This is a genomic window from Burkholderia sp. FERM BP-3421 (assembly GCF_028657905.1).
GTDB lineage: Bacteria > Pseudomonadota > Gammaproteobacteria > Burkholderiales > Burkholderiaceae > Burkholderia.
The window spans coordinates 1,520,577-1,544,197 of sequence record NZ_CP117782.1 but is presented as its reverse complement, the minus strand read 5'-3'; the positions used below and the strand labels follow the sequence as shown (position 1 = coordinate 1,544,197).

The window sequence follows — 23,621 nt, the reverse complement described above, 5'->3', positions numbered from 1 at the left end:
CATGACCACGCGGGTGCTGGCCGCCTGCGTCGCCGTCGGCGCGGCGCTGGCGCTGCAGGTCGCCGACGCGCAGCAGACGCCGTCGCGTCAGACTGTCAAAACGGTCCAGTACACGACCCGCCAGGGCGACACGCTGTACGACGTCGCGGATCGCTATCTGCAGGGCCCGGACGACTGGGCGCTGATCGCGCAGCTGAACGACGTGCCCGCGCCGAAGCAGCTGCAGCCCGGCATCGTGCTGAACCTGCCGGCGGTGCGGCTGCGCAAGGAGCGCCTGTCGGCGCGCGTGGTCGCGGCGCAGGGGCCGGTCGAGCGCGCCGCGAGCGGCACCGTCGGCTTCGTGCCGGTGGCGGTCGACTCGACCCTCAGCGAGGGCGATCGCGTGCGCACCGGGAGCGGCGGCTTCGTCACGCTCGAGCTGGCGGACGGCACGCACCTGAGCCTGCCGCCCGACAGCCAGATCGATTTCGCGACGCTGCGCCGCACGGTGCTGACCGGCACGCTGGAGCGCGTGATCGACCTGCAGCGCGGCTCGGTCGACAGCGACGTCACCCACCTGAAGAAGAGGGACGACCGCTTCCAGATCCGGTCTCCGTCGGTGGTGGCGGGGGTGCGCGGTACGCGCTTCCGGGTCAACTACGATACCGACGGCAAGGCCTCGACGATGGTCGAAGTGCTGGACGGCGCGGTCGGCGTCGCGCCGAGCGCGCAGCCCGCGCGCGATGCGGCGCTCGTGCATGCGAACTATGGCAACGTGACGCGCGCGGACGGCCAGGTCGGCGGCCCGATCGCGCTGCTCGAAGCACCGCGGCTCGTCGATCCGGGCAAGGTGCAGGATGAGCCGAAGGTCGGCTTCACGCTCGCGCCGCTCGAGGGCGCGCGCGCCTACCGTGTGCAGATCGCGCGCGACGCGGGGCTGCTCGACCTGTTCAAGGAAGTGCGGGCCGACGCGCCGCGCGCCGAATTCGCGGACGTGCCGGACGGCACCTATTTCGCGCGCGTGTCGGCGGTCGACGTGAACGGCCTCGAGGGCCTGCCGCGCACCTACGCGTTCGAGCGCCGCCGGTTCGGCCTCGCGACGGCGGCCGGGCCCGGCGCGGGCGGCTACGAGTTCCGCTGGTCGACCCACAGCTCGGCGGACCCCACGCGCTTCCGCTTCGTGCTGTCGGCGTCGAAGGATCTCGGCAACCCGATCGTCGATCAGGTCGATGTCGAAGGCGGGCGCGTCGTGGTCGCGAACCTGCCGCCCGGCGATTATTACTGGACGGTGATCGCGGAGCAGTTCAGCGGCGGCCGTTTCTACGAAAAGGCCAGTCCGGTCAACGCGTTCACGCTCGCGCGTTGACGGGCGGCGGATGAAAGTTGACCCGCGCATCGATCCGCGCATGCAGCGGCGGCGGCTGCTCGGCCGCCGCTTTCTCATCGAATGGATCGCGATCGGCTGTCTCGGCATCGCGATGATTCTCGCCGGCGTCGCCGGCCGCACGACCTCGAGCGTCGACCGGATCATCTACGACCGGCTGCTGACGCTGCGCAATCTGCCGATCGAATCGAACCTCGTGATCGTCGAGATCGACAACCCGAGCCTCGCCTCGCTCGGGCGCTGGCCCTGGGCGCGCAGCGTGCACGCGCAGTTCCTCGACGCGCTCGCCAAGGCGCAGCCGGCGGCCGTGGTCTACGACGTGCTGTTTACCGAACCGTCGACGGACGATCGCGAGTTCGCGCGCGCGCTCGACAAATTGTCGACCTATCTGCCGATCCTGCTGAGCCCCGAGGAGCACGACGGCACGCGCACGGTCGTGCCGCCCGTGCCCGAGCTGGCCGAGCATGCGGCGGGCGTCGGCCATATCAACCTCGAGGTCGATCCGGACGGTATCGTGCGCAGCGTCGCGCTGTACGAGAGCGACGGCCGGCACCGCTGGCCGCAGCTGATGGTGCCGGTGTTCCATGCGTTCGAGAATGGCCAGTTCAAGCTCGCGCAGGCGCTGTCCGTCACGCGGCGCGCGCACGATCTCGCCCAGGACGACAACGGCGAGGCCCGCTACCTGATTCCGTTCAGCCGCTATACGCAGACCTATCCGTCGGTGTCGTTCGCCGACGTGCTGGCCGGGCGCGTCGACCCCGAGCGCCTGCGCGGCAAGATCGTGATCGTCGGCGTGACCGCCTCGGGCCTCTACGATCGTTTCGCGACGCCGATTTCGGGTGAGTTCGGGCCGCTGCCGGGGGTCTACATCCACGCGGGCGTGCTCGACATGTTGATGACCGGGCGGGCGATCTCGCCTGTGTCGGGCGGCCTGCTGTTCATCGCCTCGCTGATGCCGCTCGTGGTGCTGCTCGCGGGCTTCCTGATGCTGTCGCCGTGGCGCTCGCTGCTGCTGACGCTGAGCCTCGTGGTGCTCGCGCTCGCGTCGAGCGCCGCGCTGCTGTACGAGGCGCGCCTGTGGCTGTCGCCCGCGCCGGCGATCTTCGGGCTGATCGCGGTCTACCCGATCTGGAACTGGCGGCGGCTCGAAATGACCATGTCCTATCTGCGCCACGAGCTGCAGCGGCTCGCGGACGAGCCGCACCTGCTGCCGGAGGCGCCGCGCGAGCGGGGCGAGTTCGGCGGCGACGTGCTGGAGCGTCAGATGAGCCTGATGGCGCAGGCCGCGCAGCGTGTGCAGGACATGAAGCGGTTTGTCTGGGACAGCCTCGACAGCATGCCGGAACCGGTTCTCGTGACCGACATCGGGGGCACGGTGCTGATCGCCAACCATGCGGCGAAGAAGCACTGCGCGCGCCTGAACGTGCCGGCGCCGGAAGGGCGGCCGCTGCGGGTCGCGCTGGGCGAGCTGACCTTCATGAAGACGGTCGACGGCAATCCCGAGCGCGAGGCGGAAATGCGCGCGCACTGGCCGGCCGCGCTCGACCCCACCCGCGACTTCGATAACGATCTGATGGAGCGCGGCATCGAAGTTCGTGACAGTGACGGGCTCGATCATCTGTTACGCTACGCGCCATGCACCAACGCGCAGGGCAAGGTGACGGGCTGGATCGCGGGCCTCGTCGACGTGACCGAACTGCACGCGGCGGAGCGGCAGCGGGAAGAGGCGCTGCATCTGCTGTCGCACGACATGCGTTCGCCGCAGTCGTCGATTCTCGCGCTGGTCGAGATCGAGCGGCAGCGGCCGCAGTCGGGCGAGATCCGCTCGATGCTCGCGCGCATCGAGCGCTATGCGCAGCGCGCGCTGATGCTGGCGGACGAGTTCGTGCAGCTGGCGCGCGCCGAGTCGCAGACCTATCAGCTGGAGCCCGCGAGTTTCGCGGACCTGCTGATCGATGCGAGCGACGAGGTCTGGCCGCAGGCCCAGGCCAAGCGCATCCGCATCGATACGCAGTTCGGCGACAATCTGTGCTGGGTCAGCGCCGACCGCTCGCTGATGACGCGCGCGCTGGTGAACATCCTCAACAACGCGGTGAAGTACAGCCCCGCCGATACGGTGATCACCTGCACGCTGTCGGTGGAGCGCGCATCGAAGCGGACGATCTGTACGATTCGCGATCAGGGCTACGGCATCTCGCCCGACGACCAGCGGCATCTGTTCGAGCGCTTCAAGCGCTTTCACACGAACGAGCGGCCGGAGGTGGCGGGGGCCGGGCTGGGTATGGCGTTCGTCAAGACCGTGGTGACGCGGCATGGCGGCAGCGTGGTGGTCGACAGTGCGCTCGGCGTCGGCACGGCGCTGATCGTGACGCTGCCGCTGCTCGACGAGCCGGCCGCGTGACGCGGCGGGCGAACTGGCAAGTATGGGAGAAGCTATGAAAATCTTGTGGGCGGAGGCCGCGCTGGCGGTCGCGCTGTTGTCCGGATGCGCGTCGGTGACGACGGGCGTCAGTGCGTCGGGGAAACCGGGTGGATTCGCGGCCGGCGGCGAGCGCTCCTACGAGGTCGCCCGCACGGACGCGCAGTCGGCCAACGCCGGCTATCGGAAGGTGGAGGCGCTGGTGCGCGACGAATTGGCGCGGCGCGGGCTCGGTGAGCAGCCGGGCGGCCACGCGCGCTACCGGCTCACGATCGCCTATGCGACGCAGCCGGCCGCGGTCGCGCTCGCGACCGCGCACTGCGGCGGCGAGCAGGCGCCGTGCCTCGACGTCGACGGCCCCGCGCCGTTCGCGCTGCCGTTCGCGGGCACCGTCTATCGCCACGTGCTGACGCTGCGCTTCATCGACCGCAAGAGCGGCGCGGAAGCGTATCGCGTGTCGGCGGCCGTCAAGGACCGCCGGCCGGACGCGTTGCAGGCGGCGCCGACGCTGGTGCGCAGCGCGCTCGCGCAGGTGCCGTTCGGCGCCGCGGGCGGCTGGCTCGTGAAGACGAAAAAAGACGACGCGGGCGGCATGCCGGGCGTCGTCTCGGTGACGCCGGCCGACGCGCCGCACTGACGCGCCACGGGCCGGCGGGGGCGCGCGGCCCGCGCGCTCAGCTTTGCGGCGTGCCGCGCTGACGCAGGTAGGTGTCGAATTCCTGCTTCACTTCCGGGTGGCGCAGCGCGAACTCGACCGTCGCCTTCAGGTAGCCGAGCTTGCTGCCGCAGTCGTAGCGGGTGCCCTGGTACTTGTACGCCAGCACCTGCTCGTCCGCGAGCAGCGCCTCGATCGCGTCGGTCAGCTGCAGCTCGCCGCCCGCGCCGGGCTTGAGCGCACGCAGGTGCTCGAAGATCCGCGGCTTCAGGATGTAGCGGCCGACCACGCCGAGGTTCGACGGCGCGACTTCGGGCGCCGGCTTTTCGACGATCGCCGACATCTTGATGATCGACTCCTCCCACTCCTTGCCGTCGACGATCCCGTAGGATTTCGTTTCCGACGGCGGGATCTCCTCGACCCCGATCACCGAGCTGTGATAGTGGTCGAACACGTCGACCATCTGCTTCATCACGGGCGGCTGGCCATCGAGCAGGTCGTCGGCCAGGATCACCGCGAACGGGTTGTCGGCGACCAGCTTCTCGGCGCACAGCACGGCGTGGCCGAGGCCGAGCGCCTCGGGCTGGCGCACGTAGAAGCAGTCGACGTGGCTCGGCTTGATGCTGCGCACGAGTTCGAGCAGCTTTTCCTTGCCGCGCGCCTCGAGCTCCGCCTCGATCTCATACGATTTGTCGAAATGATCCTCGATCGCACGCTTGCTGCGCCCGGTCACGAAGATCATCTCGGTGATGCCGGCCGCGATGGCCTCTTCCACCGCATATTGGATCAACGGCTTGTCGACGACGGGCAGCATCTCCTTCGGACTCGCCTTGGTCGCGGGCAGGAAGCGCGTGCCCAATCCCGCGACCGGGAAAACTGCCTTGGTGACTTTCAGCATAGATAAACCCTTGTTTCTCGAATGAATTCGGCTATTCGAATTCAATGATCATTCCGCCATTATAGTGAACGCAATGAAGATTACCGATTGTTACGCCGGAAGGCGGACCAATTGGGCGCCCAGCTTCGTCAGCGTGCTCTTGAATTCGGCGAGGCGCTTCTGCTCCTGCTCGACCACGGCGGCGGGCGCCTTGGCGACGAACGCCTCGTTGCCGAGCTTGGCCGCGCATTTCGTGATCTCGTTCTCGAGCCGGGCGATTTCCTTCGACAGGCGCTCGCGTTCCGCCGCCACGTCGATCTCGACCTTCAGCACCAGCTTGCTGTTTCCCACGATCGCGATCGGCGCGCCGTGCGCCTGCTGGTCGAGGGTCGCCTCGTCGGCGAGGATCTGGACGTCGGACAGGCGCGCCAGCGCCTTCACGTAAGGCGCGAACGAGCCGAGGCGCGCGGCGTCGCCCGCCACCAGCAGCGGCGCCTTGGTCGCCGGAGACAGATTCATCTCGCCGCGTAGATTACGACATGCATCGACCACTGCCTTCAGTTCGGCCGCCCACTGTTCAGACGTTTCGTCGAGCTTGCCGGGTTCGGCGCGCGGGTAGGGCTGCACCATCAGCGACGCTTCGCCTTCCGCCTTGCCCTGCGGATAGCGGCCGGCGAGCGGCGCGACCTTCTGCCACAGCGCCTCGGTGATGAACGGAATGACCGGATGCGCGAGGCGCAGCACGGTCTCGAGCACGCGCAGCAGCGTGCGGCGCGTGGCGCGCTGCTGCTCCGGGGTGCCGTTCTGGATCTGCACCTTCGCGAGTTCGAGGTACCAGTCGCAGTACTCGTCCCAGACGAACTTGTAGAGGCTGGTCGCGATGTTGTCGAAGCGGTAGTCGGCGAAGCCCTTGGCGACATCGCCCTCGACCCGCTGCAGCAGCGACACGATCCAGCGGTCCGCCGCCGAGAAGTCGAGATAGCCGCCGGGGCCGCAGTCGCCCGCGCCGCACACTTCGGGCTTGTCGAGGCCGCAGTCGTGGCCCTCGCAGTTCATCAGCACGAAGCGGGTCGCGTTCCACAGCTTGTTGCAGAAGTTGCGGTAGCCCTCGCAGCGCGCGAGATCGAAGTTGACGTTGCGGCCGAGCGTGGCCATCGACGCCATCGTGAAGCGCAGCGCGTCGGTGCCGAACGCGGGAATGCCGTCCGGGAATTCCTTGCGGGTCTTCTTCTCGATCGTCGCCGCCTGCTTCGGGTTCATCAGGCCGGTGGTGCGCTTCGCGACGAGCGTGTCGAGGTCGATGCCGTCGACGATGTCGATCGGGTCGAGCGTGTTGCCCTTGCTCTTCGACATCTTCTGGCCTTCCGCGTCGCGCACGAGGCCGTGCACGTAGACGGTGTGGAACGGCACCTGGCCCGTGAAGTGGGTGGTCATCATCACCATCCGGGCGACCCAGAAGAAGATGATGTCGAAGCCGGTGACGAGCACCGACGACGGCAGGAAGTGCTTGAGTTCGGGCGTTTCCTCCGGCCAGCCGAGCGAGGAGAACGGCACGAGCGCGGACGAGAACCAGGTGTCGAGCACGTCCTCGTCGCGGCGCAGCGCGCCCGCATAGCCCTGCGCGGCGGCCTGCGCGCGCGCGTCGTCCTCGTCGCGCGCGACGAAGATCTCGCCGTTCTCGCCGTACCACGCGGGGATCTGGTGGCCCCACCACAGCTGGCGCGAGATGCACCAGTCCTGGATGTTCTCGAGCCACTGGTAGTAGGTGGTGGTCCAGTTCTCGGGCACGAACTTGATCTGGCCGTCGCGCACCACGTCGAGCGACGCCTCGGTGATCGACTTGCCCGGATGGAAGCTGCCTTCCGGCGCCGGCTTCGTCATCGCGACGAACCATTGATCGGTCAGCATCGGCTCGATCACGACGCCCGTGCGGTCGCCGCGCGGCACCATCAGCTTGTGCGGCTTCACCGAGTCGAGCAGGCCGAGCGCCTCGAGATCGGCGACCACCCGCTTGCGCGCCTCGAAGCGGTCGAGGCCGCGGTACGTGTCGGGCGCGTTGTCGTTGATCTTCGCGTCGAGCGTGAGGATCTCGATCTGCGGCAGCTGGTGACGCTGGCCGACCTGGTAGTCGTTCTGGTCGTGCGCGGGCGTGACCTTCACGACGCCCGTGCCGAATTCGCGGTCGACGTAGTCGTCGGCGATGATCGGGATCTCGCGGCCGGTGAGCGGCAGCTGCACGTGTTGGCCGATCAGGTGCGCATAGCGCTCGTCCTCGGGGTGCACCATCACCGCGACGTCGCCGAGCATCGTCTCGGGGCGCGTGGTCGCGACGGTCAGGTGGCCGCCGCCGTTCACGAGCGGGTAGTTGATGTGCCACAGATGGCCGTTTTCCTCCTCGCTCACGACCTCGAGGTCGGACACCGCGGTCATCAGGACCGGGTCCCAGTTCACGAGGCGCTTGCCGCGATAGATGAGGCCCTGTTCGTACAGGCGCACGAACACCTCGCGCACGACGTTCGACATCTTGTCGTTCATCGTGAAGTATTCGCGCGACCAGTCGGTCGACGCGCCGAGGCGGCGCACCTGGCGCGTGATCGTGGAGCCGGACTGTTCCTTCCATTCCCACACGCGCTGGACGAATTTCTCGCGGCCGAGGTCATGGCGCGACTGGCCCTGCGCATCGAGCTGGCGTTCGACGACGATCTGCGTGGCGATGCCCGCGTGATCGGTGCCGGGCACCCACAGCGTGTTCGCGCCGAGCATGCGGTGGTAGCGCGCGAGGCCGTCCATGATCGTCTGGTTGAACGCGTGGCCCATGTGCAGCGTGCCCGTGACATTGGGCGGCGGCAGTTGGATCGCGAAATCCGGGCGGGACGGATCGAAGGCCGGGGCGGCATAGCCGCGTTTTTCCCACTCCGGCCCCCATTGGGCTTCGATGGTGTGGGGCTCGAAACTTTTCGCAAGCGTGCTGTCGCTCATGGTTGGAAATCTGCCGAAAGATGCGTGTTGGATAAGTAAACCCTGGATTATAAAGCCCGCGGGGTAGGTGGGGCGGTGCGATCGGGTTCGGATTTCCGGTCGCGTCGTCGCGCCGCCGCGTGTCCGGCCGCGCGAGGGGCGGGCGGATCGGTGCGGGCGGGGCGCGGAAACAGGCGTCGCATCGCCCGCCGATCCGCGCTCCGGACCCGGCGCGGGGCAGGCGGCGGCGCGCCTCGGCGGGATGCGCCGCATCGGTTCCTCAGTGCCCCCTTATAATGTCCGCTTTGCGTTCCCGCGCCATTCCGCCTCGTCTTTATGCCCGATCTGCTCGCCAACCTGAATCAAGAACAACACGCGGCCGTCACGCTGCCGAACGAACCGGCGCTGATCCTCGCCGGGGCGGGCAGCGGCAAGACCCGGGTGCTCATCACGCGCATCGCGTGGCTGATCCAGCAGGGCTATGCATCGCCCCCGACGGTGCTCGCCGTGACCTTCACTAACAAGGCCGCGCGCGAGATGATGGCGCGCCTGACGGCCTTGCTGCCGATCGATACGCGCGGCATGTGGATCGGCACCTTCCACGGCCTCTGCAATCGCATGCTGCGCGCGCATCACCGCGACGCCGGGCTGCCGCAGACCTTCCAGATCCTCGATACGGCCGACCAGCTGTCCGCGATCAAGCGGCTGATGAAGGCGGCCAACATCGACGACGAGAAGTATCCGCCGAAGAACGTCCAGTACTTCATCAACAACGCGAAGGAGCAGGGCCTGCGGCCCGACAAGGTCGACGCGACCGACAACTTCAACCGCAAGTTCGTCGAGATCTACCAGGCGTACGACCAGCAGTGCCAGCGCGAGGGCGTGGTCGATTTCCCCGAGCTGCTGCTGCGCTGCTACGAGCTGCTCGCGCACAATCCGCCGTTGCGCGCGCATTACCAGGCGCGCTTCAAGCACATCCTGGTCGACGAGTTCCAGGACACCAACAAGCTCCAGTACGCGTGGCTCAAGCTGCTCGCGGGTTCGCACAACGCGATCTTCGCGGTCGGCGACGACGACCAGTCGATCTATGCGTTCCGCGGCGCGAACGTCGGCAACATGCGCGACTTCGAGGACGAGTTCCGGGTGCGCAACCTGATCAAGCTGGAGCAGAACTACCGCTCGCACGGCAACATCCTCGACGCGGCGAACCAGCTGATCTCGAACAACGCGCACCGGCTCGGCAAGAACCTGCGCACCGACGCCGGGCACGGCGAGCCGGTGCGCGTGTACGAGGCGGCGACCGATTCGCAGGAGGCGGGCTGGATCGTCGAGGAGATCCGCTCGCTGATCGGCAGCGGGATGGCGCGCAGCGAGGTCGCGATCCTGTATCGCAGCAACGCGCAGTCGCGCGCGATCGAGCACACGCTGATGACGGCGGGCATTCCGTATCGGGTGTACGGCGGGCTGCGCTTCTTCGAGCGCCAGGAAATCAAGCACGCGCTCGCGTATCTGCGCCTGATCGACAACCCGAACGACGACACCGCGTTCGTGCGCGTCGTGAACTTCCCGACGCGCGGCATCGGCGCGCGCTCGATCGAGCAGCTCGCCGATGCCGCGCGTCTTTACGATTGCGCGATGGCGGCCGCGATTCCCTACGTGACCGGCAAGGCCGGCACGAGCCTCGGCGGATTCGCGAACCTGATCGCGAAGATGCGCGCCGAGACGCTGCAGATGAGCCTGCCCGAGACGGTCGAGTACGTGGTGCGCGCGAGTGGCCTCGCGGACTTCTACCAGGGCGAGCGCGAGGGGCAGGACCGGCTCGAGAACTTGCAGGAACTGGTCAACGCGGCTGCCGCGTTCGTCGGCGAGGAGGGCTACGGGCTCGACGCGCCGGCGCGCGCGATCCCGCTGCGCGCCGGCGCGACCGCGGCGCCCGGGCTCGCGGCGGCGAGCGACGATCCCGCCGACGCGGTGCTCGATCCGTTCGCGCTCGATGCGCCCGCGCAGAACCCGGACACGATGACGCCGCTCGCCGGCTTCCTGTCGCACGCCTCGCTGGAGGCGGGCGACAACCAGGCGCAGGCCGGCCAGGACGCGGTGCAGCTGATGACGGTGCACGCGGCGAAGGGGCTCGAATTCGCCGCGGTGTTCATCACGGGGCTGGAGGAAGGCCTGTTCCCGCACGAGAACAGCGCGCTCGAATCCGACGGCCTCGAAGAAGAGCGCCGCCTGATGTACGTCGCGATCACGCGCGCGAAGGAGCGGCTCTACCTGTCGTTCGCGCAGAGCCGCCTGCTGCATGGCCAGACCCGCTACAACATCCGCTCGCGCTTCTTCGATGAATTGCCCGAGCACGTGCTCAAGTGGCTGACGCCGAAGGTCGAGGCCTCGGCGCGCTGGGGCGGCCGCGCCGACAACGCCGGTTGGGGGCGCGACTGGTTCTCGCGGCCGGGCGGCGGCAGCCGGGAGAGTGTGGTCGATGCGGCCGTGACGGCGCCGCTGCCCGCGTTCGCGAACCAGCAGCGCGCGGCCGAGGGCGGCTTCCGGGTCGGCCAGCAGGTCTTCCACACGAAGTTCGGCGAAGGCACGGTGACGGCGCTCGAAGGCAGCGGCGCCGATGCGAAGGCGCAGGTCAAGTTCAAGCGCCATGGCGAGAAGTGGCTCGCGCTCGCCGTCGCGAAACTGCAGGCGGTCGAATGACGCCGTCCTCCCTGACGTTGCCGGCCGGGCAGCCGCTCGGCATTCTCGCGGCGCTGCCCGAGGAACTGGGCGACCTGGTCGCCGCGATGCGCGCCGAGGGGCCCGTCGAGACGGTTTCGCTGGGCGGGCGCGATTATCACGTCGGCACGGCGAGCGGCGTGGCCTGCGTCGTCACGCTCGCGCGGATCGGCAAGGTCGCGGCGGCGGCCACCGTCAGCGCGCTGCTGCTGCGCTTTCAGGTGCGCGCGGTCGTGTTCACGGGCGTGGCGGGCGGGGTCGCGCGCGAGGTCGCGGTCGGCGACATCGTGGTCGCCGATGCGCTGCTGCAGCACGATCTCGACGCCTCGCCGCTGTTTCCGCGCTTCGAGGCGCCGCTGCTCGGCGTCGCGCGTTTCCCGGCCGACGCGGCGCTTGCCGCGCAACTGCGGGCGGCATGCGAGCAGTTCATCGCCGAAGAGGGCGAGGCGCTGCGGCAGCGCTTCCGCCTGCGCGCGCCCCAGGTGCGCACGGGGCTCATCATCAGCGGCGATCGTTTCGTGTCGAGCGAGCGCGAGGTGATCGCGCTGCGCGACGCGCTGCCCGCGGCATGCGCGGTCGAGATGGAGGGCGCGGCGCTCGCGCAGGTGTGCCACGAGTACGGCGTGCCGTGCGCGGTCGTGCGCACCATTTCCGATACCGCGGACGATCACGCGAGCGCGTCGTTCACGCGTTTTCTCGCCGATATCGCGGGCGCCTATTCGTCGGGCATCCTGCGGCGCTTCCTCGCGATTCACGCGCAGGCGCGCTGAACTCCTGCGGCGGCGCAAGCGCGCCGCCGGTTCGGGCCTGGGTCGTCTCAGGCGGCTTTCGCCGCCGCGCGCCGCATGCCCTCGATGTCGGGCAGGAACACGGTGAGGATCCCGAGCAGCGGCAGGAACGAGCACACCTTGTAGACGAAGCCGATGCTGGTCGCGTCGGCCAGCTCGCCGAGCGCCGCCGCGCCGACGCCGCCCAGCCCGAACGCGAAACCGAAGAACAGCCCGGCGACCATCCCGACCTTGCCGGGGATCAGCTCCTGCGCGTAGACGATGATCGCGGAGAACGCCGACGCGAGCACCACGCCGATGATCACGGTCAGCACGCTGGTCCAGAGCAGGTTGGCGTACGGCAGCAGCAGCGTGAACGGCGCGACGCCGAGAATCGATACCCAGATCACGTACTTGCGGCCGATGCGATCGCCGATCGGGCCGCCGATCACGGTGCCGGCGGCGACCGCCGCGAGGAACACGAACAGGTGGAACTGCGCGGCCTGCACCGACAGATGGAACTTGTCGATCAGGTAGAAGGTGAAATAGCTGTTGAGGCTCGCGAGGTAGATGTACTTCGAGAACACGAGCATCACGAGCACGCCCATCGCGAACGCGACCTTGCGGGGCGGCAGCAGCGACTGCGCGTCGCGCGCGAGCTTCTTGCGGGTGGCCGGGTGGCGCTGGTACCAGCGGCCGATCTGCCACAGCACGACGATGGCGACCAGCGCGGCCAGCGAGAACCACGCGATGCTGCGCTGGCCGTGCGGGATCACGATCAACGCGGCGAGGAGCGGTCCGAGCGACGAGCCCGCGTTGCCGCCCACCTGGAACAGCGATTGCGCGAGCCCGTGCTGGCCGCCCGACGCCATCCGCGCGACGCGCGACGATTCCGGATGGAACACCGACGAGCCGCAGCCGACCAGCGCGGCCGCGATCAGCAGGATCGAGAAGTTCGGCGCGATCGACATCAGCACCAGCCCGCCCAGCGTGAAGCTCATCCCGACCGGCAGCGAGTACGGCTTCGGATGCTTGTCGGTGTAGTAGCCGATCAGCGGCTGTAGCAGCGACGCGGTGATCTGGTAGGTCAGCGTGATGAGCCCGATCTGCGCGAACGACAGCGCGAAATTCGCCTTCAGCATCGGATAGATCGCGAGGATCAGCGACTGGATCATGTCGTTGAGCAGGTGCGAGAAGCTGATCGCGCCGAGCACCGGATAGACGGTGCGCGTGATGGCCGGCGCGGGCGTGGCGGCGGGCGGAACGGGAGCGGAGCGGTTGTCGAGACTGGTTTCCATGATGCGGCGGGTCGAGGAGGCGGAAGGGCGCTTGCCGGAAGCCGGGTGCGCGTTGTTCATTCATGCGTGAACGCAGTCTAATGTGGCGTCTGTTCATTGTCCGGCCAACCTTTGTCGAGAATGAGACATTCGATTTGCCTGTTGAATCAAGGTGCGCCGATTTTTGGATGGGTATAAGGGGAGACGCCCGCGGCCGTGCGCGCCGCGCCTGCGGGTTTGGCCGGACTCAAGAAGCACGCGCCGTTGCCGTAGAAGCGGCGGAAGCATCGTGAAAGAATGAAATGAAAGCCGCGTACACCGGATTCGACCGATCCGGCCAGTGGACACGCCTGGCCAGGGGCGCCCGGCCGGCGTGCGTGGCATGTCGACGGCCAGGCCGGGACCGACCTTCCCGGTTGCAGCAGCAGACCAGAACGGGGACATATCAATGAAAGGCGTAGCGCTGCGTGGGCGACGTGGGCCCGGATTCTTGCCGGATGACGAAGCGACGGGCCGGGGGGCGGGCGCGTCGGGGAAGCGGAGCACCGCGCGCAAGCCCTGGTCGGTGAAGACGACCTTGCGCGTGGCGTTCGGCACGCTGCTGGTGGGCACGCTCGTGATCGGCCTGTTCTCGCTGATGCAGATCAGCCGTCTGCACGGCTCGATCCGTTCGGTGTATGAGCAGGGGTACGTCGCGAGCCGCTCGGCGGAGGAAGTGCGCGGCTACGTGCTGCGCGCGAGCCGCGCGCAGAAGATGCTGCTGACCGCGACCACCGCGAAGGAGCGCGACGATCTCGGCGGCGACATCGACAAGGGGCTCGACGCGATCGGCGCCGAGCTGGCCACGCTGCAGCGTTTCACGCATCCCGCCGATACGGACGACAGCGCGAAGCTCAAGGCGTTCTCGACCTCGGTCGGCGCATGGAGCGGCCACCTGCGCGACTTCGTCAAGCTCGTGCGCGAGCAGCCGCTCGACCTGTCGCAGATGAGCTGGCAGGTCGGCACCCAGGACGTCTCGCTGATCGTCGAGACGGGCAAGCTCGAAACCCTGGTGGACGGGCTCGTGAAGGCGCGCGGCGACGCCTCGCGCGCGACGCTCGACACCTCGACGACGCTGTTCCGCGCCTCGTTCGCGATGATCGCGATCATGACCGTGGGGCTGATCGCGCTCGCCTTCGTGATCGCCGAGTGGGTCGTGCGGCGGCTCGGCACGCAACTGGGCGGCGAGCCGGCCTATGCGAAGAAGATCGCCGGGCACATCGCGCAGGGCGATCTCACGAATGCGATCCGCCTGAAGCAGCGCGACCGCGACAGCATGCTGCACGCGCTGCGCGACATGCAGGACGGCCTGGCCGGCACGGTGCGCGACATCGCGGCGAGCGCGGAGGCGATCGCGGCGGCGTCGGGGCAGATCTCGATGGGCAATCTCGACCTGTCGCAGCGCACCGAGCAGCAGGCGGTCGCGCTCGAGAAGACGGCGGCGAGCATGGAGCAGCTGACCTCGACGGTCCACCAGAACACCGAGAACGCGAAGCAGGCGAGCGCGCTGGCCGCGAATGCGTCGGCGGTCGCGGAACAGGGCGGCGAGGTGGTCGGCCGGGTGGTCGCGACGATGACCGAGATCGACGACAGCGCGAAGAGCATCCGCGACATCACCGGCGTGATCGAGAGCATCGCGTTCCAGACCAATATCCTCGCGCTGAACGCGGCGGTCGAGGCCGCGCGCGCGGGCGAGGAGGGGCGCGGCTTCTCGGTGGTGGCGAGCGAGGTGCGCTCGCTCGCGCAACGCTCGGCGACCGCGGCCAAGGAGATCAAGACGCTGATCGGCGCGTCGGTCGAGCGGGTCGCGAACGGTGCGCTGCTCGCGCAGGACGCGGGCCGCACGATGAACGAGGTGGTGCGCGCGGTGAAGCGCGTGACCGACATCATGGGCGAGATTTCGAGCGCGTCGAACGAGCAGAGCGCGGGCATCGACGAGATCGGGCGCGCCGTCTCGCAGATGGATTCGGGCACCCAGCAGAATGCGGCGCTCGTCGAGCAGGCGGCCGCGGCCGCGCGTTCGCTCGACGAGCAGGCGCAGTCGCTCAAGGCGATGGTCAGTCATTTCCGCGTGCCCGCGCGCGCGGCCGCGACGGCCTGACTGCGCGGATGAGGGGCGCGGCCGCCTGCGTCGGCGGCGTGCCCCGGCGCAGCGCTCAGCTGCGCTTCTTGCTGTCCTGCTTCTTGTCCTGCTCGACGATCACGGTGCAGGTGGTGCCCGCCGACAGCACGACGTCGTCCGGCACCGCGTCGATCCTGATGCGCACCGGCACGCGCTGCGCGAGGCGCACCCAGTTGAAGGTCGGGTTCACGTCGGCGACGAGGTCGCGGCTTTGCGGATTGTCGCGATCGTAGATGCCGCGCGAGATGCTTTCGACATGGCCCTTCAGCACGCCGCCGCTCATCAGCCGCATTTCCGCCTTCGCGCCGATCTTCACGCGCGGCAGCTTGGTTTCCTCGAAATAGCCGTATACCCAGAACGAATGACTGTCGACGATCGCGAGCTTGGCCGCGCCGGCCGTCGCGTAGTCGCCGCGGAACACGTTCAGGTTGGTGATGTGGCCGTCGACCGGCGCGACCACCGTGGTGCGCGCGAGGTTCAGCTTGGCGGCGTCGAGCGCGGCGAGCGCCTGCTGGTATTGCGCGTCCGCGCTGGAGGCGGTCTGGGTCGCGTTCTCGCGGTTCTCCTTCGACACGACGAGCGCGTCGAGATCGGCGCGGCGCGCGGCGTCGGCGCGCCGCATCTGCAGCTCGGCGCGCCGGGCCGCGACCGCGGCCTGCGCCTGCTCGACCGCGATCTGGTAGTGCGACGGATCGATCTGCATGATCACGTCGCCCTTGTGCACGAACTGGTTGTCGCGCACGGGCAGCGCGACCACGGCGCCCGACACGTCGGGCGCGACGTTGACGATTTCCGCGCGCACGCGGCCGTCGCGGGTCCAGGGCTCGTCCATGTAGTACACCCACAGGGTGCGCCCGATCAGGATCGCGACGATCAGGATGGCGGCTGTCGCGACGAAGCCGAAGAGTTTTCGCAGGATCATGGTTCGATTCATATCAACGATAGACGGCAAGGCTCAGGCCGCCGCAGATGCAGACGAGCAGGCTTGCGCGGAACAGCGACGGGTGCCAGACGACGCGGTAGAGCCCGGTGTGGGCAAGCAGGCGGTCGAGCGCCCAGGTCAGGATCGCGCCGATGACGAACATCAGCACGACGGTGGGCATGTAGGCGTCGAGAATGGCGATTTCGCGCGGCATCATGAGGGCGTTCCTGGTTGGGCGGGCGAAGGCGCGCCGAGCGTGGCGAGCGGCGATTCCGGATCGAGCAGCGCCGTGCGGATGAAATGCAGGTGGCTCAGGATCCGTTGCAGCCGGCGGCGCTCCTCGCGCGGCGGCTCGAAGGTGGCGAGCGCCTGCTGGGTCGAGGCGATCGCGTCGATGGTCGCCGCGAGCGCGCGGTCGAAGCGCGCGCTCGCCGGTTGCGCGTACAGCGCGGCGACCGCGTCGCGCGCGACGTCGATCGCGCGTCGCCACGGCATGGTGGCCGCGTAGCGCGGGTCGGGCGGCAGGGTCGCCAGCTCGTTGCGCAGGTCGATCACGGCATTGCCGGTCTCGAGCACCGCGAACATCCAGCGCAGCGCGTCGCGCTGCGTGCCGGGCTGGTCGGCGGCGAGGCCGTGGGCCTGGAACATCAGGTCGCGCGCGCCGCTCTCGAAGCGCGTGCGCAGCCCGGCGAGGCGCGCGCGGCAGGCGGCCACGGCCTGGTGGCGCAGGTCGGCGAACAGCCGGCGCTTGAGCCAGGGTCCGGCCGGCGGGAACAGCACCGCGAACGCGACCGCCGACACCAGCATCGACAGGATCAGCGCGAGCGCGTCGTTCATGAAGCCGGTCGGATCGTAGTGGGTGACGTTCTCCGGCCCGGCGAGCGTGCAGAAGAAGATCAGGTAGCCCATGCCGTAGCCCGCGAGCTTCGGCCGCACCGACATGAAGATGCCGATCGACAGGAACGGCACGAGCGCCGCGCACAGCATCACGAAGCCGTCGATGTGCGGATACACGCCGAACATCAGCAGCAGGCCCATGAGCACCGCGAGGGTGGTGCCGAAGCCCATCTGCGCGGACATGCGGGTCGGGTGCGGCGTCGACGAGGCCAGCGCGCATACGGCCGCCGCGTTCAGCACGAGCATCACGCCGCTCGGCCACGCGGTCGCGATCCAGAACCAGCCGAGCACGAGCACCACGATCGCGGTGCGCACGCCGGCGATCAGCGCGGCCGTCGGATTGGTGCGCGGCTCGTAGCGCTCGATCCAGCGTTCGCGCTCGTGGCTGCTGCTCGCGAGCGACGCATAGGTGGCCGAGTACGCGTGCAGGTCGGCGATGAAGCGGTACAGCAGCTCGGACGCGGTATCGAAGTCGAGCAGCGGGAACGCGGGATCGTTCTCGTGCCCGGCGCGCGTCGCGCGGATCCGGCGCGGCAGCGCGTCGCGATAGGCGAGCAGCTGCGCGGCGACCCGCGCGGCGTCGGCCGACGAGCGCACCGGCTCGCCCTCCGGGCTCAGCAGCGGCGCGATCTCGCGGAAGTACGGTTCGATCGCGGCGACGGCCTGCGCGCTCGCGGCGTGCAGCCGGTTCATCAACTGGTGCAGTGCGTGGAAGCGGCTCGACGCGGTCATGAACTCGCTGTTCAGGCGCGCGAGCCGGCCGCTGCGCATGCGGGTGTCGGGATTCTCGAACACGGCCATGCTGCGCGCGGCCTCGAAGCCGACCACGTCGGCCACGAAGCGCGTGTGCACGCGTTCGATGCGCGCGCGATCCATGTCGCCGGCCAGCGCGGCCGCGACGTAGTCGACGAAGCCCGTGAAGCGCTGGCGCACCGTGGTGCGCATCTGCTCGCCCGTGTACTGCGGGAAGATCAGCGCGCTGATCACGCCCGCCGACAGGATGCCGACCGTGATCTCGGAGACGCGCGTCATCGCGGTCATGAACGCGCCGTCCGGGTGTTGCGACGCGGGCAGGCCGATCAGCGCGGCGGTGTAGCCCGCGAGCAGGAAGCCGTAGCTGCGGAAGTTGCGGTTGCGCGCGGCGCCCGCCGTGCACAGCGCGATCCACAGCGCGAGCGAGATCAGGAACAGCACCGGCTGCTGCGGGAACAGGCCGACCAGCGTGAGCGTCGCCGTCAGTCCCACGAAGGTGCCGACCAGCCGATAGAAGCTCTTCGCGAACACCGCGCCGCTTTGCGGCTGCATCACGATGAACACGGTCGTCATCGCGGTCTTCGGCGCGGACAGGTCGAGCGCCATCGAGACGCCCAGCGCGAGAAACGCGGCCGCGAGCGCCTTGGCCAGGTAGATCCAGGCGTGCCCGTCGGTGTGCGCCCAATCGGCGGCGGCCGTGACGAACGCGGCGAACGGCGACGGGCGGGAGGCGGTGGAAGCGGACATGGCGGCCTCGTATCAGCGGCGCGTCGCCGGCGTGGCGGAAGCGGGCAAGGCGGCGTCGCGCGGCGCGTCCTCGGGCGCGTCGAGCCCGCCGCCGAGCGCGGCCATCAGCGACGCATGCGCGGCGAGCCGCTCGGCGTCGATCCGGGTCCGGGTGTCCTGCGCGCGCAGCAGCTGGCTTTGCGCGACCAGCACGTTCACGTAGTCGGTGAGCCCGCGCCGGAACCCTTCGCGCGACAGATCGTAGGAGCGCTGCGTGAGCGTGACCGAGCGGCCGGCGTCCTTCTGCTGGGTGTCGAGCGAGCGGATCCGCACGACGTTGTCGGCGATGTCCTTGAGCGCGCCGACGAGCGTCTGGTTGTAGTGCTCGACCGCCTGGTCGTAGCCCGCCGCGGCCGCGCCGAGCTGCGCGCGCAGCCGGCCGCCCTCGAAGATCGGCAGCGTCAGCGCGGGGCCGGCCGACCAGCCGCCGTTCATCGCGCGCAGGAAGTCGGCGAACGGCGCGGTGACGCCGAAGCCGCCCATCGACGCGACGAGGTTGATGTTCGGATAGAAGTCGGCCTTGGCGACGTCGATGCCGCGGGCCTGGGCGTCGACGAGCCAGCGCGCGGCGACCACGTCCGGGCGGCGTCCGATCAGCTCGGCGGGCAGCGCGGACGGCAGGCCGGCCGGCGCGTCGAGCGCGAGGGCGGGGCGCGCGAGCGCCGCACCCGCGCCGGGGCCCTTGCCGGCGAGCGCGGCGAGTTGGTGGCGGCCGAGCGCGATCGCTTCCTCGTAGGTGTCGATCTGCCGTTCGTAGTCGGGCAGCGTGGCTTCCGCCTGGCTCACGTCGAGCTGCGTGCCGAGGCCTGCGATCAGGCGCTTGCGGGCGAGCTCGGCCAGCTCGTGCTGGCGCTCGTAGGTCGCATGCGCGATGTCGAGCAGCGCGAAGTTCATCGACAGGCTGATGTAGGCGCGCACGACATTGGTTTCCAGTTCGAGCCGGGCCGCGCGTTCGTCGGCGGCGCGCGCGCGGGCGACGTCGACCGCGCGTTCCGCGGTGTTCCGGTCCTTGCCCCACAGGTCGAGGTGGTACGACAGGCTCAGGGTGCCGGTGTTGTTCCAGGTATCGGCGTTGGCGAGCGGGCCGGGGCCGTAGTACACGTTGTCCGGCCAGTGCTGGCGGGCCAGCGACAGCGCGCCGTTCAGCTGCGGCAGCTCGTCCGCGTGGGCGGCGCGCGCCATCGACTGCGCCTCGCGCACGCGCGCCTGCGCGGCCGCGAGCGACGGGCTGCCGGCCTGGGCGGCGGCGACCCACGCGTCGAGCTGCGGATCGCGATAGGCGCGCCACCAGTCGGACGCGGGCCAGCCCGCGTCGCGGTTCGCCGCCTGGATCGCGGTGCCGGCGTCGAGCGCGGCGGGATCGATCTGCTTGGCTTGCGGTGCAATTCCGCCCATGCTCGCGCAACCGGCGATTGTCAATGAAATTGCAAGAACCGCGAGTGCAAACGTCCCTCTTGTTGCCGGAGGCCGCACGATTTTCTCCCTTTCGGATAAAGATAACTCGGTGTCGATTATATTTTTGCGGGTATTGTTGGATAAATAGGCCGATATGAAACGCATTTTTACAGAACACGAGATAATATTCATTGTTCTTCGTGCAACAATCGGCGCTGATTCAATAGGGAAAGAGCATGGATACGCTACAAAACATGCGGGTGTTCGTGCGCGTGGTGGAGGCGGGGAGCTTCACCGCCGCGGCGCAGCAGCTCAATTCGACGACGGCCTACACGTCGCGCGCGGTGTCGGATCTCGAATCCCACCTGCGCACCCGCCTGTTGAACCGCACCACGCGCCGCATCGCGCTGACCGAGGCGGGCGAGCGCTACCTGCAGCGCTGCGAGCAGATCCTCGCGTACGTCGACCAGGCGGAAGCCGAGGCGGGCGACGCGCATGCGCGCCCGTCGGGCAAGCTGAAGGTGCATTGCATGACGAGCCTGGGCCAGCATTACGCGGTGCCGGCGATCTCGCGCTACCGCGAGCGCTATCCGGATGTGCACGTCGAGCTGACGCTCGCGCAGCGGATGCCGGACCTGCTGGACGAGGGCTACGACGTCGCGTTGATCGTCGACCAGGATCTGCCCGATTCGGGGCTCGTGTCGCAGCGGCTCGCGACGACCTTCAGCGTCGCATGCGCGTCGCCCGGCTATCTGGCGCGCTATGGCGTACCGCAGCGGCCGCAGGATTTGTCCGGGCACGTGTGCCTGGGGATGGTCGCGCCGGGCATGCACTGGGCCGAGTGGAAGCTCACCGGCCCGCACGGCGAGGAAACCGTGTCGCTGGCCTCGCCGCCGTTTCGCGTCAATGTCGCGGAGGCGCTGGCCGCCGCGGTGCGCGAGGGGATGGGCATCGGCGTGCTGCCGCTCTACTCGGCGATCGCCGGGTTCAAGCACGGCGACTTCGCCTGGGTGATGCCCGAGTACCGGTCGCACGTGATGAACATCTACGCGCTCTATCCGTCGCGGCAGTACCTGGACGCGAAGATCCGCACCTGGGTCGACTTCCTGCGCGAGGAACTGCCGGCGACCGTCGATGCCGACGTCGCCGCGCTCCAGCAATTCGCGCGCACGACCTGAGCGCGGCGCGCGGCATCTGACGAAATTTGTCGCCGGCGCAACATTTTTTTACCTTTGTGTCGCGCTGAGTTTGCTACTGTCTGATCAACGTGATTGGCTGAATCGGATGGAACCGGGAGAACGATGATGAACCTGCATTTGCTGATGGGATTGGGCGTGCTGCTGGGCGTGGTGGGCGTGGCGGTGTCGCGCGATCTGCTGCGCAGGATGACGAAGGCGAAGCCGCAGCCGGTGCGCGTCGAGCGCACGCGCTGACGCGTTCAGTCGAGCGCGACGACCGTGTCCCAGGCGAACGACGGGTTCTCGCGTTCGCCGGTGCGGCGGTGCAGGTAGCCGCGCGGATTGCAGACGACCCGGGTGCCGCCCGGCGTCGTGTAGTCGAATGACGTATGAGTGTGGCCGTGCAGCCACAGCGCGACCGGCGCGCGCGCGAGCGCGTCGAGGTCGCTGACGAAGCCCGCCGACACCGGATCGTCCGCATAGCGCGCCGCGAGGCTCAGCCGGTGCGGCGCGTGATGCGTGACGACGATCGTGCGGCCCGCGAAGGGGCGCGCGAGTTCGGCCTCCAGCCAGGCGCGCGCGGTGCGATGCAGCGCGATCGCGTCGTCCGGCGCGAAGTCGCGCGGCACGCCGTGCGGCCAGTCCACCTGAATCACGCCCCTGAAATCGAGCATGACCTTGCGCGCGGCGTCGCACGCCGCGGCGGTGTCGCCGAACAGCGCGAAATCGCTCCACAGCGTCGTGCCGAGCACGCGGAACCGGCCGTCGGGATCGACGAAGGTCGCGTTGTTCAGGTAGTGCACGTGATCGAGCGCCTGCGCGGTGTCGCGCATCGCGGCCTCGAGCGCGCCGAATTCGCCGTCGTAGTACTCGTGATTGCCGGGGACGTAGACGACCGGGGTCGCCGGATCGAAGGTCTCGGCCGCCCACCGCAAGCCTTCCGCATGATTGTGAATGTCGCCCGCGAGCACGACGAGGTCGGCTTGCGCGTACGGGATCGCGTCGGGCGCATTGCCTTCGAGATGCAGGTCGGACAGCACGCGGATTTTCACGGTCGGACTCCTCGCGCGGCTAGCGCAGCACCTTGCCGGGGTTCATCAGGTTGAGCGGATCGAGCGCGCCTTTCAGCGTGCGCATCAGCCCGATCTCGACCGCCGACTTGTAGCGTTGCGCGTCGTCGATCTTCAGCTGGCCGATGCCGTGCTCGGCGCTGATCGTGCCGCGGTGGCGGTGCACGTTCTCATAGACGACCTGGTTGATCGGCGCCTGGCAGTCGGCGAGAAAGCGCTTCGCGTCGCCGCCTTCGGGCGTCTGCACGTTGTAGTGCAGATTGCCGTCGCCGAGGTGGCCGAAGGTCACCATCCGCGCGCCGGGCGCGACCTGCTGGATCGCCGCGTCGGTCTCGTCGATGAAGCGGGCGATCGACGAGATCGGTACCGCGATGTCGTGCTTGATGTTGAGCCCCTCGTCGGCCTGCGCGAGCGGGATGTGCTCGCGCAGGTCCCAGAACGCGCGCGACTGCGCGAGGTTCTCGGCGACCACCGCGTCGACCACCTGGCCGGCCTCGAAGGCCTCTTCCATCAACGTCTCGAACAGCGCGCGCGCATGCGCCTCGCTTTCGTTGTCGGACAGTTCGAGCAGCACGGTCTGCGGATGCGCGTGCTCGAACGGATAGCGCAGCTGCGGATAGTGCTTGCCGACCAGCTTCATGCAGAAATCGGACATCAGCTCGAAGCCCGTCAGCAGCGGGCCTGCCGCGCGTTGCGCGAGCGCGAGGAAATCAAGGGCCGCATGCGGCGAGTCGAGCGCGGCGAGCGCCGTCACCTGGGCGGCGGGGCGCGGGTGCAGCTTCATCACGGCCGCGGTGATGATGCCGAGCGTGCCTTCCGCGCCGATGAACAGATCGCGCAGGTCGTAGCCGGTGTTGTCCTTGCGCAAGCCGCGCAGGCCGTCCCAGATCTCGCCCTGCGGCGTCACCACCTCGAGCCCGAGGCACAGCTCGCGCGCGTTGCCGTAGCGCAGCACCGCGGTGCCGCCGGCGTTGGTCGCGAGATTGCCGCCGATCGTGCAGCTGCCTTCCGCCGCGAGGCTCAGCGCGAACAGGCGTTCCGCCTCGCGGGCGCGCGCCTGGACCTCGGCGAGGATCACGCCCGCCTCGACGGTGATCGTGTTGTTGTGCGGATCGAGCGCGCGCACGCGGTTCAGCCGCGCGACGCTCAGCACCGCCTGCGCGCCGCTCGCATCGGGCGTGGCGCCGCCCGCGAGCCCGGTGTTGCCGCCTTGCGGCACGAGCGCGACGCGGTGCGCGACGGCGAGCTTCACGAGCGCCGCCACTTCCTCGGTCGTGGCGGGCCGCAGCACCGCGCACGCCGCGCCCTGGTAGCGGCGGCGCCAATCGGTGAGGAACGGCGCGGTGTCGTGCGGGTCGGTCAGCACGTGGTCGGCGCCGATGGCCTGGCGGCAGGCGTCGAGGAAGGCGGAGGCGGTCATGACGG

The 23,621-nt window shown here is 69.0% G+C and carries 15 protein-coding genes and 1 pseudogene; 8 read left to right on the top strand and 8 right to left on the bottom strand.

Translation table 11 applies throughout. The features are described from left to right. The first annotated feature begins 1 nt into the window (after window position 1). Genes Bsp3421_RS22860 through Bsp3421_RS22850 form a run of 3 tightly spaced genes read left to right on the top strand, consistent with a single transcriptional unit; the run spans window position 2 to window position 4,419 of the window. Entirely contained in the window at window positions 2–1,345 is a 1,344-nt protein-coding gene (locus Bsp3421_RS22860) for a FecR domain-containing protein (protein WP_274004323.1), read from the top strand. 10 nt (window positions 1,346–1,355) lie between these two features. Next, window positions 1,356–3,764, top strand: a complete 2,409-nt coding sequence (locus tag Bsp3421_RS22855; protein ID WP_274003679.1) for a CHASE2 domain-containing protein — start codon at window positions 1,356–1,358, stop codon at window positions 3,762–3,764. Window positions 3,765–3,798: 34 nt separating this feature from the next. Then, complete coding sequence (locus tag Bsp3421_RS22850) at window positions 3,799–4,419, top strand: DUF4136 domain-containing protein (RefSeq protein ID WP_274003678.1); 621 nt, start codon at window positions 3,799–3,801, stop codon at window positions 4,417–4,419. Between the two features lie 37 nt (window positions 4,420–4,456). On the opposite strand, the gene galU is transcribed toward Bsp3421_RS22850, so the two are convergent. Then, a complete protein-coding gene (gene galU / locus Bsp3421_RS22845) occupies window positions 4,457–5,335 on the bottom strand; it encodes a UTP--glucose-1-phosphate uridylyltransferase GalU (RefSeq protein WP_274003676.1) in 879 nt (292 codons plus the stop codon). A 90-nt stretch (window positions 5,336–5,425) separates the two neighbouring features. Next, a complete protein-coding gene (locus Bsp3421_RS22840; protein ID WP_274003675.1) occupies window positions 5,426–8,293 on the bottom strand; it encodes a valine--tRNA ligase in 2,868 nt (955 codons plus the stop codon). 315 nt (window positions 8,294–8,608) lie between these two features. Between Bsp3421_RS22840 and Bsp3421_RS22835 the strand changes: the two genes are divergently transcribed. Then, window positions 8,609–10,972 carry a UvrD-helicase domain-containing protein gene (locus Bsp3421_RS22835; RefSeq protein ID WP_274003674.1) on the top strand — a complete coding sequence of 788 codons (2,364 nt, stop codon included), beginning with the start codon at window positions 8,609–8,611 and terminating at the stop codon, window positions 10,970–10,972. Further along, window positions 10,969–11,760 (top strand): 5'-methylthioadenosine/adenosylhomocysteine nucleosidase, encoded by a 792-nt coding sequence (locus Bsp3421_RS22830; RefSeq protein ID WP_274003672.1) that lies wholly within the window; start codon window positions 10,969–10,971, stop codon window positions 11,758–11,760. Before Bsp3421_RS22835 ends, Bsp3421_RS22830 begins: the two co-directional genes overlap by 4 nt. A gap of 47 nt (window positions 11,761–11,807) precedes the next feature. Here the strand turns inward: Bsp3421_RS22830 and Bsp3421_RS22825 are convergent, their stop codons facing one another. Next, window positions 11,808–13,055 carry an MFS transporter gene (locus Bsp3421_RS22825; protein ID WP_274003671.1) on the bottom strand — a complete coding sequence of 416 codons (1,248 nt, stop codon included), beginning with the start codon at window positions 13,053–13,055 and terminating at the stop codon, window positions 11,808–11,810. A 427-nt stretch (window positions 13,056–13,482) separates the two neighbouring features. Here Bsp3421_RS22825 and Bsp3421_RS22820 point away from each other — a divergent pair, with 427 nt between their 5' ends. Next, a complete protein-coding gene (locus Bsp3421_RS22820) occupies window positions 13,483–15,174 on the top strand; it encodes a methyl-accepting chemotaxis protein (RefSeq protein WP_274003669.1) in 1,692 nt (563 codons plus the stop codon). A gap of 55 nt (window positions 15,175–15,229) precedes the next feature. On the opposite strand, the gene Bsp3421_RS22815 is transcribed toward Bsp3421_RS22820, so the two are convergent. The 3 genes and pseudogenes from Bsp3421_RS22815 to Bsp3421_RS34470 all read right to left on the bottom strand — a co-directional run bounded on the left by Bsp3421_RS22815 (window position 15,230) and on the right by Bsp3421_RS34470 (window position 20,026). Beyond that, a complete protein-coding gene (locus tag Bsp3421_RS22815; protein WP_274003667.1) occupies window positions 15,230–16,117 on the bottom strand; it encodes an efflux RND transporter periplasmic adaptor subunit in 888 nt (295 codons plus the stop codon). 13 nt (window positions 16,118–16,130) lie between these two features. Continuing rightward, a complete protein-coding gene (locus tag Bsp3421_RS22810; protein WP_252987007.1) occupies window positions 16,131–16,334 on the bottom strand; it encodes a DUF1656 domain-containing protein in 204 nt (67 codons plus the stop codon). Further along, window positions 16,331–20,026, bottom strand: a pseudogene (locus tag Bsp3421_RS34470) (efflux transporter outer membrane subunit). The gene Bsp3421_RS22810 and the pseudogene Bsp3421_RS34470 overlap by 4 nt, the downstream one beginning before the upstream one ends. A 158-nt stretch (window positions 20,027–20,184) precedes the next feature. On the opposite strand from Bsp3421_RS34470, the gene Bsp3421_RS22795 reads away from it, so the two are divergent. Both Bsp3421_RS22795 and Bsp3421_RS22790 read left to right on the top strand, forming a co-directional pair. Continuing rightward, window positions 20,185–21,126 (top strand): LysR family transcriptional regulator, encoded by a 942-nt coding sequence (locus Bsp3421_RS22795; RefSeq protein WP_274003660.1) that lies wholly within the window; start codon window positions 20,185–20,187, stop codon window positions 21,124–21,126. A 126-nt stretch (window positions 21,127–21,252) separates the two neighbouring features. After that, the gene (locus tag Bsp3421_RS22790; protein ID WP_274003658.1) at window positions 21,253–21,381 is read left to right on the top strand and encodes a hypothetical protein; all 129 of its coding nucleotides are present in this window, start codon (window positions 21,253–21,255) and stop codon (window positions 21,379–21,381) included. A gap of 5 nt (window positions 21,382–21,386) precedes the next feature. Here the strand turns inward: Bsp3421_RS22790 and Bsp3421_RS22785 are convergent, their stop codons facing one another. Both Bsp3421_RS22785 and Bsp3421_RS22780 read right to left on the bottom strand, forming a co-directional pair. Continuing rightward, entirely contained in the window at window positions 21,387–22,178 is a 792-nt protein-coding gene (locus tag Bsp3421_RS22785) for a metallophosphoesterase (RefSeq protein WP_274003655.1), read from the bottom strand. A gap of 19 nt (window positions 22,179–22,197) precedes the next feature. Beyond that, on the bottom strand, window positions 22,198–23,616 hold the full coding sequence (locus Bsp3421_RS22780; RefSeq protein WP_274003652.1) for an FAD-binding oxidoreductase: 1,419 nt from the start codon (window positions 23,614–23,616) through the stop codon (window positions 22,198–22,200). Window positions 23,617–23,621 lie beyond the last annotated feature (5 nt).